This window comes from Subdoligranulum sp. DSM 23681 (assembly GCF_057005535.1).
Genome location: NZ_CM168050.1, coordinates 1,464,763 through 1,478,040, shown reverse-complemented (window position 1 = coordinate 1,478,040; position 13,278 = coordinate 1,464,763). Strand labels below are relative to the sequence as shown.

14 protein-coding genes are annotated in these 13,278 nt (G+C 64.1%); 6 read left to right on the top strand and 8 right to left on the bottom strand.

Annotated features, from left to right (window positions below):
• Positions 1 to 233: 233 nt before the first annotated feature.
• Positions 234 to 605, bottom strand: coding sequence for a winged helix-turn-helix transcriptional regulator (locus AC127K_RS06900; RefSeq protein ID WP_483722087.1), 372 nt, complete (start codon positions 603 to 605; stop codon positions 234 to 236).
• Positions 606 to 791: 186 nt separating this feature from the next.
• Here AC127K_RS06900 and AC127K_RS06895 point away from each other — a divergent pair, with 186 nt between their 5' ends.
• The 5 genes from AC127K_RS06895 (at position 792) to AC127K_RS06875 (ending at position 6,152) form a co-directional block, all read left to right on the top strand.
• A complete protein-coding gene (locus tag AC127K_RS06895; RefSeq protein ID WP_483722086.1) occupies positions 792 to 2,102 on the top strand; it encodes a M18 family aminopeptidase in 1,311 nt (436 codons plus the stop codon).
• Entirely contained in the window at positions 2,099 to 3,037 is a 939-nt protein-coding gene (gene gluQRS / locus AC127K_RS06890) for a tRNA glutamyl-Q(34) synthetase GluQRS (protein ID WP_483722085.1), read from the top strand. Before AC127K_RS06895 ends, gluQRS begins: the two co-directional genes overlap by 4 nt.
• A gap of 36 nt (positions 3,038 to 3,073) precedes the next feature.
• A complete protein-coding gene (locus AC127K_RS06885) occupies positions 3,074 to 5,656 on the top strand; it encodes a heavy metal translocating P-type ATPase (protein WP_483722084.1) in 2,583 nt (860 codons plus the stop codon).
• Positions 5,653 to 5,934, top strand: a complete 282-nt coding sequence (locus AC127K_RS06880; protein WP_294542790.1) for an acylphosphatase — start codon at positions 5,653 to 5,655, stop codon at positions 5,932 to 5,934. The genes AC127K_RS06885 and AC127K_RS06880 overlap by 4 nt, the downstream gene beginning before the upstream one ends.
• A gap of 77 nt (positions 5,935 to 6,011) precedes the next feature.
• Positions 6,012 to 6,152 carry a hypothetical protein gene (locus AC127K_RS06875; RefSeq protein ID WP_483722083.1) on the top strand — a complete coding sequence of 47 codons (141 nt, stop codon included), beginning with the start codon at positions 6,012 to 6,014 and terminating at the stop codon, positions 6,150 to 6,152.
• A 743-nt stretch (positions 6,153 to 6,895) separates the two neighbouring features.
• Here the strand turns inward: AC127K_RS06875 and AC127K_RS06870 are convergent.
• From AC127K_RS06870 to AC127K_RS06840, 7 genes are read right to left on the bottom strand one after another with little or no spacing between them, the layout of a single operon-like run.
• The gene (locus tag AC127K_RS06870) at positions 6,896 to 7,654 is read right to left on the bottom strand and encodes a biotin--[acetyl-CoA-carboxylase] ligase (RefSeq protein ID WP_483722082.1); all 759 of its coding nucleotides are present in this window, start codon (positions 7,652 to 7,654) and stop codon (positions 6,896 to 6,898) included.
• On the bottom strand, positions 7,651 to 8,151 hold the full coding sequence (locus AC127K_RS06865) for a metallophosphoesterase family protein (RefSeq protein ID WP_294542442.1): 501 nt from the start codon (positions 8,149 to 8,151) through the stop codon (positions 7,651 to 7,653). Before AC127K_RS06865 ends, AC127K_RS06870 begins: the two co-directional genes overlap by 4 nt.
• 39 nt (positions 8,152 to 8,190) lie before the next feature.
• A complete protein-coding gene (gene rsmI / locus AC127K_RS06860; protein ID WP_483722081.1) occupies positions 8,191 to 9,027 on the bottom strand; it encodes a 16S rRNA (cytidine(1402)-2'-O)-methyltransferase in 837 nt (278 codons plus the stop codon).
• Positions 9,028 to 9,030: 3 nt separating this feature from the next.
• Positions 9,031 to 9,870 carry a PSP1 domain-containing protein gene (locus AC127K_RS06855; protein ID WP_483722080.1) on the bottom strand — a complete coding sequence of 280 codons (840 nt, stop codon included), beginning with the start codon at positions 9,868 to 9,870 and terminating at the stop codon, positions 9,031 to 9,033.
• Positions 9,871 to 9,892: 22 nt separating this feature from the next.
• Complete coding sequence (locus tag AC127K_RS06850; RefSeq protein WP_294542445.1) at positions 9,893 to 10,831, bottom strand: hypothetical protein; 939 nt, start codon at positions 10,829 to 10,831, stop codon at positions 9,893 to 9,895.
• A complete protein-coding gene (locus tag AC127K_RS06845) occupies positions 10,828 to 11,151 on the bottom strand; it encodes a cyclic-di-AMP receptor (RefSeq protein WP_483722079.1) in 324 nt (107 codons plus the stop codon). Before AC127K_RS06845 ends, AC127K_RS06850 begins: the two co-directional genes overlap by 4 nt.
• Before the next feature lie 58 nt (positions 11,152 to 11,209).
• On the bottom strand, positions 11,210 to 11,857 hold the full coding sequence (locus tag AC127K_RS06840) for a rhomboid family intramembrane serine protease (protein WP_483722078.1): 648 nt from the start codon (positions 11,855 to 11,857) through the stop codon (positions 11,210 to 11,212).
• Between the two features lie 623 nt (positions 11,858 to 12,480).
• On the opposite strand from AC127K_RS06840, the gene AC127K_RS06835 reads away from it, so the two are divergent.
• Positions 12,481 to 13,044, top strand: coding sequence for a manganese efflux pump MntP (locus AC127K_RS06835; protein ID WP_483722076.1), 564 nt, complete (start codon positions 12,481 to 12,483; stop codon positions 13,042 to 13,044).
• Positions 13,045 to 13,278 lie beyond the last annotated feature (234 nt).

The window sequence follows — 13,278 nt, the reverse complement described above, 5'->3', positions numbered from 1 at the left end:
GTCCAGGGCCGCAGCCCTGGTCGGCGTCCACCGCCTCGAAACGGTGGCGGTTTTTCCGTCGCTTTTTGGCGGCAAAAAGCGACAACTCTCCGGTAAGCACCCGCTTGCCGATAAAACAACAACACTACGGTGGCGCTTTTTCGCTTCCTTTTTGGTGACAAAAAGGAAGGACACTCCTGCAGACTATCGTCTGCCGAAGAGCAAGGGAGTAACCACAGAAGAAGGAAGGCGTCTTACGCCTCCTCCTTTTTCTCCCCGCACACACAATCCCCAAACCTCTTGATATACGCCTGAATATCATCAAAAATCGGCATCAGGGCCTGTCCGTGCTCGGTCAGGCTGTACTCCACCCGGGGCGGTACCTCCCCGTAATCGCGGCGGGAGATCAGCCCGTCCGCCGCCAGCTCTTTCAGCTGGTTGCTCAGCATCTTGTGGGTCACGCTGCCCAGCAGGCTGCGCAGCTCCCCGTACCGCAGGGTGCCGTGGGCCCCCACCATGAACAGGATCCGCATCTTCCATTTGCCGCTGATCTGTTCCATTACCTGTTCCATCTTGTCGCATCCCACGTCCGCATAACGGCAGTTGCATCCCGGTCCCGGTCTCATAAGCTTTACTCTCCTTTTGGATAGCGGTATCTTTTAAGTGCGTACTTGCCTTTTGGGCAAATCAGGGTAGAATTAAGAATACCACCAAAATTCTGTTGCCGCAAGGGCCCCCCTGCGGTACAATAAAAGCATGCCCCATCCCCTTGCCGGGGCGGGCAAACCTATACTTAAAGAAGGAAACATACCATGCTGCTGCAACAACTGTTTGAGTTTCTCCACGCGGGGGTCACCCCGTTCCACGCTGTGGCCCACGCTGCGTCCCTGCTGGACGCCGCCGGCTTCACCCGCCTGGAAGAGGCGGATTACTGGAACCTGGAACCGGGCCGCGGCTACTATACCACCCGCAACAACTCCTCCCTCATCGCCTGGCGGGTGCCCGACCACGCCATCGGCGGCTGGCGCATCACCGCCAGCCACAGCGATTCCCCCACCTGGCGCATCAAGAACACCTCGGTCACCTCGGCGGGCTGCACCCGCCTGAACGTGGAAGGCTACGGCGGCATGAACATGGCCACCTGGCTGGACCGCCCCCTGTCCATCGCGGGCCGGGTGCTGGTGCGCACCGAGGACGGCCTGGAATCCCGTCTGGTGGATCTGGACCGGGACCTGGTGGTGATCCCCTCCCTGGCCATCCACATGGACCGGGCCCTCAACGACGGCCACAAGTATAACCCCCAGGTGGACATGCAGCCGCTGTACGGCCCCGAGGGCTGCCGCCCCCTGACCGCCCTGCTGGCCCAGGCCCTGGGCGTGGCCGAGGATGAGATGGTGGACTTTGACCTGACCCTCTATACCCGGCAGATGCCCACCACCATCGGGCCGGACGGGGAGTACTTCCTGGCGCCCCGCATCGACGACCTGGAATGTGCCGCCACCACCCTGTTCGGCTTCCTCTCCGCCGCCGACCACACCGACAGCGCCTGCGCCCCCGTCTGGGCCATGTTTGATAATGAGGAAGTGGGCAGCGGCACCCGCCAGGGCGCGGCCAGCGTCTTTTTGCGGGACGTGCTGGACCGGGTGTACGACGCCATCCCCCACAGTGCCCAGGGGATGCAGCGGGCCCTGGCCAACAGCTTTGTGCTCAGCGCCGACAACGCCCACGCCACCCACCCCAACTTCGCGGACAAGGCCGACCCCGCCAACCCGGTGCGGCTGGGCGGCGGCCTGGTGCTGAAGGTGAACGCCAGCCAGAAATACACCACCAACGCCCTGTCCGGCGCGGTGGTCAAGGAGATCTGCCGTCTGGCCGACGTAAAGGTGCAGCAGTTCGCCAACCGGGCGGACCTGCCCGGAGGCTCCACCCTGGGCAACCTGCAGAGCCACACCCTGCCGGTGCCCATGGCGGACATCGGTCTGGCCCAGCTGGGCATGCACAGCGCGGTGGAGACCGCCGCCGTGTCCGACGCCGACGCCATGGTGCGGGCGGTGGATGCCTTCTACCGCACCCATCTGCGCTGCCTGGGGGACGGCCAGTACACCCTGGAGGCCGCTGAATGACCGTAGGCCGCTACGCACCCAGCCCCAGCGGCCGGATGCACCTGGGCAACCTGTGCTGCTGTCTGCTGGCATGGCTTTCGGCCAAGAGCCAGGACGGCCGGGTGGTGCTGCGCATCGAGGACCTGGACCAGGCCCGCTGCCCCCGCAAGTTCGCGGAACTTTTGCAGCAGGATCTGGACTGGCTGGGGCTTTCCGCCGACGAGGGCGGGGACAAGGGCGGCCCGCACGGTCCCTACTACCAGAGCGAGCGCAACGGGATTTATCAACAATTTTATGAGATTCTGTGGAAAAAAGGGCTGGTCTATCCCTGCTTCTGCAGCCGCAGCCAGCTCCACGCCGCCGACGCCCCCCACCGCAGCGACGGCCAGGTGGTCTACGCCGGTACCTGCCGGGACCTGACCCCCGAACAGGTGGCGGAAAGATCCCGCCGCCGGCCGCCCGCCTGGCGGGTGAAAGTGCCTGACGAAACCATCGGCTTCACCGACGGACATCTGGGCTATTACCAGGAAAACCTGGCCCGGGACTGCGGGGACTTCTACCTGCGCCGTGCGGACGGGGTGTTCGCCTACCAGCTGGCGGTGGTGGTGGATGATGCCCTCATGGGCGTCACCCAGGTGGTGCGGGGAGAGGACCTGCTCTCCAGCACCCCCCGGCAGCTGTGGCTCTACCGAACCCTGGGCCTGCCAGCCCCGGAATTTTTCCACATGCCCCTGCTGCTGGCCCCGGACGGGCGGCGGCTGTCCAAGCGGGACGGGGACGAAAGCCTGGAAAACCTCCAGGCGAAATATACCCCTGAGGAGATCATCGGGCGGCTGGCCTGGGTCTGCGGGCTGCAGAAGGCCCCCGACCCCCGCACCCCCGCCGAGTTGGCGGATGGTTTTTCCTGGGAAAAGGTGCCCCGGCAGGACATCCTTCTGCCGGAAGGGCTGTTTTGAAAGAATGCGACCGCAACGGAAAGGAAGTGTTACCGTATGCAGCGGTTTGAAGTGACCGGCATGAGCTGCGCCGCCTGCAGCGCCCATGTGGAAAAGGCTGTGGCCGCCGTGCCCGGGGTGTCCGGGGTGGCGGTGAGCCTGCTGACCAACAGCATGCAGGTGGAATATGAGGGCGACCCTGTGCCCGAGGATGTCATCGCGGCGGTGGAGGCCGCCGGGTACGGTGCCTCGGTGGCTGAGGAGGCGGACGCCGACGCCCTGGAAGATACCGAGACCCCGAAACTGCGCCGCCGCCTGATTCTGAGCCTGTGTTTCCTGGTGCCCCTGATGTACCTGAGCATGGGACATATGATCGGCCTGCCCCTGCCGCCCTTTTTGGAAGGGGACGGCGCCGGGGCGGTGGTGTACGGCATTCTGCAGCTGGCCCTGACCCTGCCGGTGTGCTGGATCAACCGGGCCTTCTTCATCAGCGGCTGGAAAGGGGTGCGCAGTCTGGCCCCCGGCATGGACACGCTGGTGGCCATGGGCGCCGGGGCGGCGCTGGTCTACGGCGTCTTTGCCATCATCATGATGGGGGCGGGGCTGGCCTCCGGCAACCCGGACCAGGTCATGCAGTTCCGCCACGACCTGTATTTTGAATCCGCTTCCATGATCCTGACCCTCATCACGGTGGGCAAGATGCTGGAAGCCTACTCCAAGGGCAAGACCACCAGCGCCCTGAAAAGCCTGATGCAGCTGGCCCCGCCCACCGCCTGCGTCCTGCGGGAGGAAGGGGAGCTGACCATCCCGGTGGAACAGGTCCGGGTGGGGGACATCTTCCTGGTCCGTCCCGGGGAGAGCATCCCGGTGGACGGTGTGGTGCTGGAAGGCCAGTCCAGCGTGAACGAGGCCGCCCTCACCGGCGAGAGTATGCCGGTGGACAAGGAAAAGGGCAGCCCGGTGAGCGCCGCCACCATCAACCAGAACGGCGCCCTGACCTGTCGGGCCACCCGGGTGGGGCAGGACACCACCCTGAGCCAGGTCATCCGGCTGGTGGCGGACGCCGCCTCCACCAAGGCGCCTCTGGCCCGCACCGCCGACAAGGTGGCCGGGGTGTTTGTGCCCACGGTCATCGGCATTGCGGCGGTGACCCTGGTCATCTGGCTGCTCATCGGCAAACCCTTTGACTTCGCCCTGGCCCGGGGCATCAGCGTGCTGGTCATCAGCTGTCCCTGCGCCCTGGGTCTGGCCACCCCCGTGGCCGTCATGGTGGGGTCCGGTCTGGGGGCCCGCAGCGGCATCCTCTTCAAGACCGCCGCCAGCCTGGAAGCCACCGGCTACACCGACACGGTGGTGCTGGACAAGACCGGCACCGTGACCACCGGCGAACCCACGGTGGTGGAGGTGGTGGGCACCCGTCAGGTGCCCCAGAAGTTCCTGCTGGGCATGGCCGCCGCCCTGGAAAGCCAGAGCGAACATCCTCTGGCCAAGGCGGTGCTGGCCTGCGCCAAAGAGAACGGGGTGCGGCCCTCCATGGTCAAGGATGTGCAGGCCGTACCGGGCAGGGGCCTGGTGGGCAAGATGGCCGGCAAGGTCATGGCTGGCGGCAACGAGGACTTCATCTGCAGTCAGGCGGATGTGCCTGCCGACCTGCTGGAAGCAGGCCGCCGTCTGGCCGGACAGGGGGCCACGCCGCTGTATTTCTCCCTGGACGGTCATGCCGCCGGGGTCATCGGGGTGGCGGATTCGGTGAAGCCCAGCAGCAAGCAGGCCATTGCCGAACTGCGGGCCCTGGGTCTGCATGTGGTGCTGCTCACCGGGGATAACGCCAAAACCGCCGCCTACATTGCCCAGCAGGTGGGCCTGGACACCGCCGACGTGGTGGCCGGGGTACTGCCCGCCGGCAAGGAGGCGGAAGTCCGCCGCCTGCAGGAGGACGGCCGGGTGGCCATGGTGGGGGACGGCATCAACGATGCTCCCGCCCTGACCCGGGCGGATACCGGCATTGCCATCGGCGCCGGGGCGGATGTGGCCCTGGATGCCGCCGACGTGGTGCTGGTGCGCAGCGACCCGGCGGACGTGGCCGCCGCGGTGCGGCTGTCCCGCAAGGTGGTCACCAACATCCACCAGAACCTGTTCTGGGCCTTCTTCTACAACGCCGTCTGCATCCCGCTGGCGGCGGGGGTGCTCTATCCCTTGGGCATCCTGCTCAATCCCATGATCGCCGCCGCGGCCATGAGTCTTTCCAGCGTATGCGTGGTGACCAACGCCCTGCGGCTGAATACCTTTGATCCCCATGATGCCTCCCACGACGCCCCGCCCAAACACGCGGCCCCGCCCCGGGAAGCATTGCCCGAACCCAAAGCCTGCCCGGTGGCCTGTCCGGCCATCCCGGCAGACCCCCAACCTGTGAAAGGAGAAGCTGTTATGACCAAGACCATTCATATCGAGGGCATGATGTGTGCCCACTGCGAAGCCACCGTCAAGAAGGCGCTGGAAGCCCTGGACGGGGTGGAGAGCGCCGCCGTCAGCCATGAGGCCGGCACCGCCGTGGTGACCATGAGCGCTCCGGTGGCCGACGACGCCCTGCGGGACGCCGTGCAGGCCAAGGACTACACGGTCACCGGCATCGAGGAATGAGCGCCCCCCAGCGCCGCCACTGGCGGTTCACCGGCAGTGTGCAGGGTGTGGGGTTCCGGTACCGGGCCCAGTATGCGGCCTCGCTGCTGGGGCTCACCGGCTGGGTGGTGAACAACTGGGACGGCAGCGTGGAGCTGGAAGCCCAGGGCGACCCCGCCGTGCTGGACAAGCTGGTGCCCACCCTGACCGCCACCAGCAAGTGGATCATGATCGAAAACATGACCTGCCGCACCGTTCCCCTGGAGGAAAACGAGCGGGGGTTCCGGGTGCGGGGCTGACCACACAATAAAAAACCAGGGCGTTCCCTTGTGGAAAGGGGGAGCGTCCTGGTTTTGTTTTGTGGTGGAGTTGAGGTTTGTCATTTTCTGGCAAGCGGCAGTCTGCCGGGGTGTCCTTCCTTTTTGTGACCAAAAAGGAAGCGAAAAAGTCCCACCGTTCCGATGCGGTGGACGCCGGCTGGGGCTGCGGCCCCAGACCCCAAGATGCGGCCACCTGACGACGGCCTATTCACCGGCCTGGGGGCCGGTGAACAAGGAATGGATTAAAAACCATTTCCCGGTAACAAATGCTGGCCGGAAACCTTCCGCAAAGTTGCACCCAACCCGGTCAGGCTCTTCCGTTTTGCCGGTGGCCTGCTGGCCACGCCATTTCAAATCATTTTCCTTGCTCAGGCCCCCCAGGGCCTGAGTAGGCCGTCGTCAGGTGGCCGCATTCCCCGGGTCCAGGGCCGCAGCCCTGGTCGGCGGCCGCCGCCTCGAAACGGCGGGCCCTTTTCGTTTCCTTTTCGGGCACGAAAAGGAAAGAGCATCCGGCAAGATGCCGTTTGCCGGCAGGCAGCCGCTTGCCCTTTCACGGGGCAGCCCAACTCTGCCCCACAAAAAAAGTTACCCCCACCTGCTTGCGGTAACAGGTGGGGGCTTTGGGGTATCGTTTTGGTGTGAGGAGGAATCATGTTCCAGGGTAACGGTTGCGGCTCCGTTCCCTGTGCTAATACAATACCCAATACTTGCGAAAAATTTATTATCTTCCTGTGAACTTTCTGTTAATTTCGCAGGAAACATGCACTTTTGCAAAAATACTCGGTGCAACGAATAAATATACCTGCAAAAAATAGACGTTTTACCCTGTTTTGTACAATTGTGCAAAGGGCGCTGGGAGGAATTTTTCGCAAAAGTTTCTGCCGCAGGCGGCGGCAGGCGGCAAAGAGGGAAGGGAAGAGGCAAACAAAAAGAGGCGGTGTCACACCGCCCCGTAAATGCCTTGTACGCTCACCTCGCCGGTGAACACATGCACGTCGCCGCCGGCATCGTCTTCCACCACCAGGCGGCCCTGCTCGTCAATGTCCACCGCCGTGCCGCTGCCGCCCGCAAAGGTGACGTGGCGGCCCAGGTTCACACACAGGGCCTTGTACTCCTCCCGGCAGGCGGCAAAGCCTTCCCGCTCAAAGGGGTAGAGCTCCCGGTCAAACCCGAAGGCCGTCAGGTCCCGGGCCAGGGCATGGGCATCTTCGGGCAGATGCACCTGCGCCCCCTGCAGGGCCAGACTGGTGCCGTGGGGCAGGCCCGCGGCGTCAAAATACCCCTGGGGCTGGGCCAGGTTGAACCCGATGCCCGAAAGGGCGGTCACCTGATGGCCCTGCACCACCGTCTCGCACAGAATGCCCACGATTTTTTTGCCGTGGAGCAGCAGGTCGTTGGGCCATTTGATACGGCAGTCCACCCCGTAGTGCCGGCGCAGCGCCCGGGCCGCCGCCAGACTGGAATACAGGGAAAGGGCTGCCGTGTCCGCCAGCGGGATCTGCAGGACGGCGGTATAATACAGCGCCTGCCCGTTGGCATTCACCCATTGGCGGCCCAGCCGTCCCCGGCCCGCCGTCTGGCTGGTGGTATACACCGCCCCCACCGGGCCGAATTTGTCCAGATGGGCTTTGGCCCAGGTGTTGGTGCTGTCCGTCTCGTCCAGCCAGATCAGGGTGTTGGGTTCTTTTGTCTCGGTCATAGGTCCTGCGGCACCTGCTTCCAGCCGAAGGAACACTGTCCGTCGGTGATGGTGATGACCCCGTAGCTGCCCGTGTCCCGCAGGCTGCCCGGATTGAACAGCGCCGGGGTGGCGGCGGTGGCGGCCCGCAGGGTCTTGTAATGGGTGTGGCCGAAGAGGGCCACATCGGCGCCCCGGTCGGCGGCCTCCTCCTGGAGCTGGCCCAGACTGGCTTTCACCCCGTAATGGTGGCCGTGGGTGTAGAAAAACAGCACCCCGCCGAAGGGGGCCAGACCCTCGGTGGGGTCGTGGGCTCCGAAATCGCAGTTGCCCCGCACCCGGTAGATGGGGTAGGGGGGCTGGACCCGGTTCTGCAGGATGGCCTGGTCCAGATCATACAGGCCGTCCCCCAGGAAAAACAGGGCGTCGGCCTTTTCAAAGCGCAGAATCCACCGCAGCCGGGTCAGACGCCCGTGGGTGTCGCTGACCACCAGAATCGTAGATGTATCTTCCGCCATGGGAAAACTCCCTTTCTGTCCTTTGTTGTGCCGGCGGGGTCAGTCTCCCCGCACCAGCTGCCGGTAGATCTCCCCCTTGGAATAGGGGGTCCCGGCGGCGGCCTGTCTGGCGGCCGCGGAAGGCGGGGTGCCGCCCTCCATCAGGGTGCGGGCAGCCGCCACGGCGTCCTCCAGGGTGGGGGCCTCTGCCTCCTCGGCCGCGGGCTCCGCCCCGGCCAGCACCAGCACATATTCCCCCCGGGGCTCGGTCCCGGCGTACAGCGCCGCCGCTTCGCCCAGGGTGGTCTTGTTGATCTCCTCGTGGAGCTTGGTCAGCTCCCGGCACAGGGTCACCGACCGGTCCGGCCCGCAGACTTTTATGAGGTCGTCCAGGGTGGTGCGCAGCTTGTGGGGGGCTTCATACAGCAGGATGGTCCGGGTCTCGGTCCTTAAAACCTCCAGACGCTCCCGACGCTCCTTTTTGGGCACCGGCAGAAACCCTTCAAACACGAACCGGCCGGTCTTCTGCCCGGACACGGCCAGGGCGGTGACGCAGGCCGAAGCCCCCGGCACCGGCACCACATGGATGCCCCGGGCCAGGGCCTCGGTGACGATCTGCTCACCGGGATCGCTGATGCAGGGCATGCCCGCATCCGAACACAGAGCGCAGGATTCTCCCGCCTCGATGCGTTCCAGGATGGCGGCCCCGTGGTGCAGCGCATGTTCATAATAGCTGACCATGGGCTTTTTCAGCCCCAGATGGTTCAGCAGCTTCAAAGTCACCCGGGTGTCCTCCGCCGCCACGAAATCCGCCGCACCGAAGGTGGCCGCCACCCGGGGCGGCATATCGTCCAGGTTGCCGATGGGGGTGGCCACAATGTACAGGGTCCCGGCCATGGGTCAGTCCTCCTTGTCCGGCTTCACCGGGGCACGGCGTCCCCCGCGCAGATACTCGCACTCCGACCGCTTGTAGATCTTGGGGGTCAGGCTCTCCACGCAGCGCACCTTCAAGGTGCCGGAGATGACGTTCACCTCGGTGACGGTGCCTTCCCCGTCGGGGGTGCGCACCACGCTGCCCACCTGGGGGGTGATGCTGTTCAGGTATTCGTAGCTCTTCTGTTCATAGGCCAGACAGCACATCAGCCGCCCGCAGGCGCCGCTGATCTTGGCCGGGTTCAGGGAAAGTCCCTGCTCCTTGGCCATCTTGATGGACACCGGCTGGAAGTTTTTGAGGAACCGGCTGCAGCAGAAGGGCTGCCCGCAGACGCCCAGGCCGCCCAGCATCTTGCTTTCATCCCGCACGCCGATCTGGCGCAGTTCGATGCGGGTGTGGAACTGGGAGGCCAGGTCCTTGACCAGCTCCCGGAAATCCACCCGGTTGTCGGCGGTGAAGTAAAAGACCAGCTTGTTCCGGTCCAGGGTGTATTCGGCGTCGATGAGCTTCATCTGCAGCTTGTGGGCGGCAATGCGCTGCTCGCAGATGGTAAAGGCCTTGCGCTCGTCGGTGCGGTTCTGGCGCATGCGGCGGATGTCCATGCCGTCGGCCATGCGCTGCACCGGCTTGATCTCCCGGGCAAAGCCGGTGTCCGGCAGGTCGTGGCAGCCCCGGACCACCTCGCCGCATTCCACGCCGCGGGCGGTCTCCACAATGACGAACTCCCCGGTCTGGATCTCCAGCACCCCGGGGTCAAAATAGTAGGAGCGGCCGCTCTCCTTGAATTTTACGGAAATGACTTTCATGGCAGATAAATTCCTTTTGGTTTTATGGGTCTTGGGCGGTGGCCGCGGCGGCCAGCAGGGTCAGGGTCAGGCGCAGGTTGGCGTTGCCGGCCATGGCCTTGGCGGCATCCCCGGCCGCCCGGGCCAGCCGTGCCGCCGCAGGGGCCGAAAGCCCGTCGAACCCCGGGCGGCGCAAAGCGGCGCTGGCCGCCGTGCGGGTCTGCACCAGCAGGCGGGCGGCGCCCTCCCTGTCTTTTTCATACTTGGCCAGCAGGGCCGCGGCCCGGTAGGTGTCCCGGACTTCGGCCTGACGGCACAGGTCCCGGGCGGCGGCCCGGGCGGCCTTCACGGCGGGATCGTTCATCACCGCCAGGGCCGAACCGATGTGCCCTTCATACAGAAAGGCCAGATCCGCGGCCTGCCGGTCGTCGATCTGGGGAAGCGCCGCCCGCAGGGCGGCGGCACATTCGGCTTCGGGCACCGGGGCCACCGTGTAGGCGGCGCACCGGCTGCGGATGGTGGGCAGCACGGCGGCGGCGCTGGAAGCCGTCAGCAGGAAGAGCACCCCTTCGGGGGGCTCCTCCATGATCTTCAGCATGGCGTTGGCCGAAGCCCCGTTCAGATTCTGGGCCCCGTAGATGAAGAGCACCCGCCCCGCCGCGTCGGCGGACAGGGCGCTGTGCTGGATCTTTTCCCGGGCGTCCCGGATGCGCTCCACCTTGATCTGGCCGGAGGCGCCTTCCCCCCGGATGGTCAGACATTCACTGTCCTGCCCCCGCAGAACGGCCTCGGCGTGGGCGCCCCCCTGGGGATAGAGATAATCCGCCCCCAGGCAGCGCGCGGCAAAGCCCGCCCCGCAGCCCGGTTCCCCCACCAGCAGGATGCTGTGGGGCAGCCGGCCGGAGCGCAGCGCCGTGGTCAGGTCCTCTTTCAGGGCATGGTTGCCGGCCAGACGGCCCAGCATGCCAAGGGTGGTGCTCACAGTTTTTCGAAGCGCTCCACATTGGTCACAAAGATGGTGGCGCCGCCCACGGTGACCTCAATGGGCATGGCGCTCTCCATGCCCAGGCCGATGGAAGCCGCACCGGGCACGATCTCGGTGCGCTGCTTGCAGCACTTGGAGATGCAGGCGATGCAGTCGTCCACCCGCTCGTCCTCGGTACCGATGAGCAGGGTCATGTTGCCCGCCATCAGGAACCCGCCGGTGGTGGCCAGACGGGTGACGTAGAACTTGTTGCGCACCAGTTCGGAGCAGACAGCCTTGGAGTCTTCCTTGTTGACAATGGCAGTGATGAGTTTCATATGTGATTCCTCCTTATAATAAGAGTGGATAACAACAGGGTGCGGGGCAGCGCTGAGGTTATTTCCAGCGGTTCTCCCAGTCCTTGCGGCGCTTGTAGCCCGCGATGGTGTCATGGCACCAGTCCCACAGCTCCTTGCCGAAGAAGAGCAGGAAACCCGCCAGCCCGAACAGCAGGGTGATGCGGGAAGAGAAGCTCCCGGTCAGGAACTGCCAGGCCCACAGGGCCGCGGCGGCCCAGCCCAGCCATTTCACCTTCACCGGAATGATGAAGAAGAGCAGCACCTGCTGGTTGGGCCACATCCAGGCATAGGCAAAAAACAGGCTGAGGAACAGCCCGGAGGAGCCGCCGAAGCCGGTGATCAGGCAGCTGAGGATGGCCCCCAGCATGCCCGCCAGCCAGTAGACGGTGAACCGGAAATCGCCCCAGGCACGGGTGAGGGAGTTGCCCACCCACCAGTAAAAGTACAGTTCCACCAGCAGCCAGAAGGGGGACCGGTACAGGCTGGGCATGAACACAAAACTGACCAGCCGCCAGATCTGCCCGTGGAACAGCCCCGCCCGGGTGAGCATGAGCGCTCCGATCAGATTGTAGTTGATGAACATGATGATGACCCAGGCGATGATCTGGCCCACCAGCACAATATTCAAAAGATTGGGGATACCGAACTTGCCGTAACGGCGCTCAAGCCTGTCCAGCCAATTCATGGAAACCTCCTTGTGGAAAACCGGGAATTTCCGCCGCTGGGCGGCGGACGGTTTATTATGCTATTGTACCATTTCCCGGGGGCAAGTTCAACATTTGTTTGTCGAATCTATCACAAGCCCTCCCGGGGGCACACAATCAAAAGTTGTAGTTTGTGGAAAACAAAGTGGTTTTCCACACTTTCCACAGGGTTTTCAACATTTTCAACGTGAAAAACCGTTATACGGGGTGGTAATCAACCGGCTGTATTCATCATTTCGTAATATTCGCCCCCAAAAGCCCGGAGTTTTCAACATTTTGCCCGGAGTTTTCAACTTTTGGCGGAAAACACCGTGTAAAGGCTGTGCAAAACTCGGGAAAACTGTGGAAAACCTTCCGGGGGCGGTTTCCGTCCGGTTTTTCCCTGTCGGTTATTCTTGACTAACGGCCCGGGAACATGGTATGGTATTCGCTGCATAAGGGAGTAGCTGGCGCGGAAATTCCGCGTGATAGGGCCAACATACTGGGGCAACCCTGGCTTTAGATGAAACAGCGAGACTTATCTTTTGCCTTGCACGGCAAGGCGGGATAGGTCTCGTTTTTTTTATCCCGCCCGCCCATCACAAAACGGGAGAGTGGTTGTTCAATGTCACTGGCAGACCTTTTCATCATCGCCGTGGGCCTTTCCATGGACGCTTTCGCGGTGTCCATCTGCAAGGGGCTTTCGGTGTGCAGGATGCAGCCCCGCCACGCGCTGATCTGCGGCGTGTGGTTCGGCGCTTTCCAGGCCCTCATGCCCCTGCTGGGCTACTGGCTGGGTTCCGGCTTTGCGGGGCTCATCGGCAGTTTCGGCCACTGGGTGGCCTTTGTGCTGCTGGGGCTCATCGGCGCCAACATGGTGCGGGAGAGCTTCGGCGAGGAGGAGGAAGTCACCCCTGACTTTTCCCCCAAGGCCATGATGCCCCTGGCGGTGGCCACCTCCATCGACGCCTTCGCCGTGGGGGTCAGCTTTGCGGCCACCGGCACCGACATCGTGGCGGCGGTGAGCTTCATCGGCGTCATCACCTTCCTGCTGTCCGCAGCGGGGGTCAAGATCGGCAATCTCTTCGGCACCCGGTACAAGGCGGCGGCCGAGCGGGCCGGCGGCGTGGTGCTGATTCTGATGGGATTGAAAATTTTGCTGGAAGGTCTGGGCATCCTGACCCTGTAAGGCCTTCCATCGTCTGAGGGAGTAGTTCCGCGCCCTTTCGGGGCGTGCGGCGGCATCGTCACCCCGGCGCTTTGGCGCCCGGTGCCGCCTTTGCAGCAAAGAAACCGCAAAGAATGAGACTCATACGCCATCGGCTTTCCAAAAGTCCCTGGTGTATGGGTCTCGTTTTTATATATAATAGGTAGAGAGGGATGGCGGGGCCTTTTCCCCGCCCGAAAGCGAAAGGAGTTCACA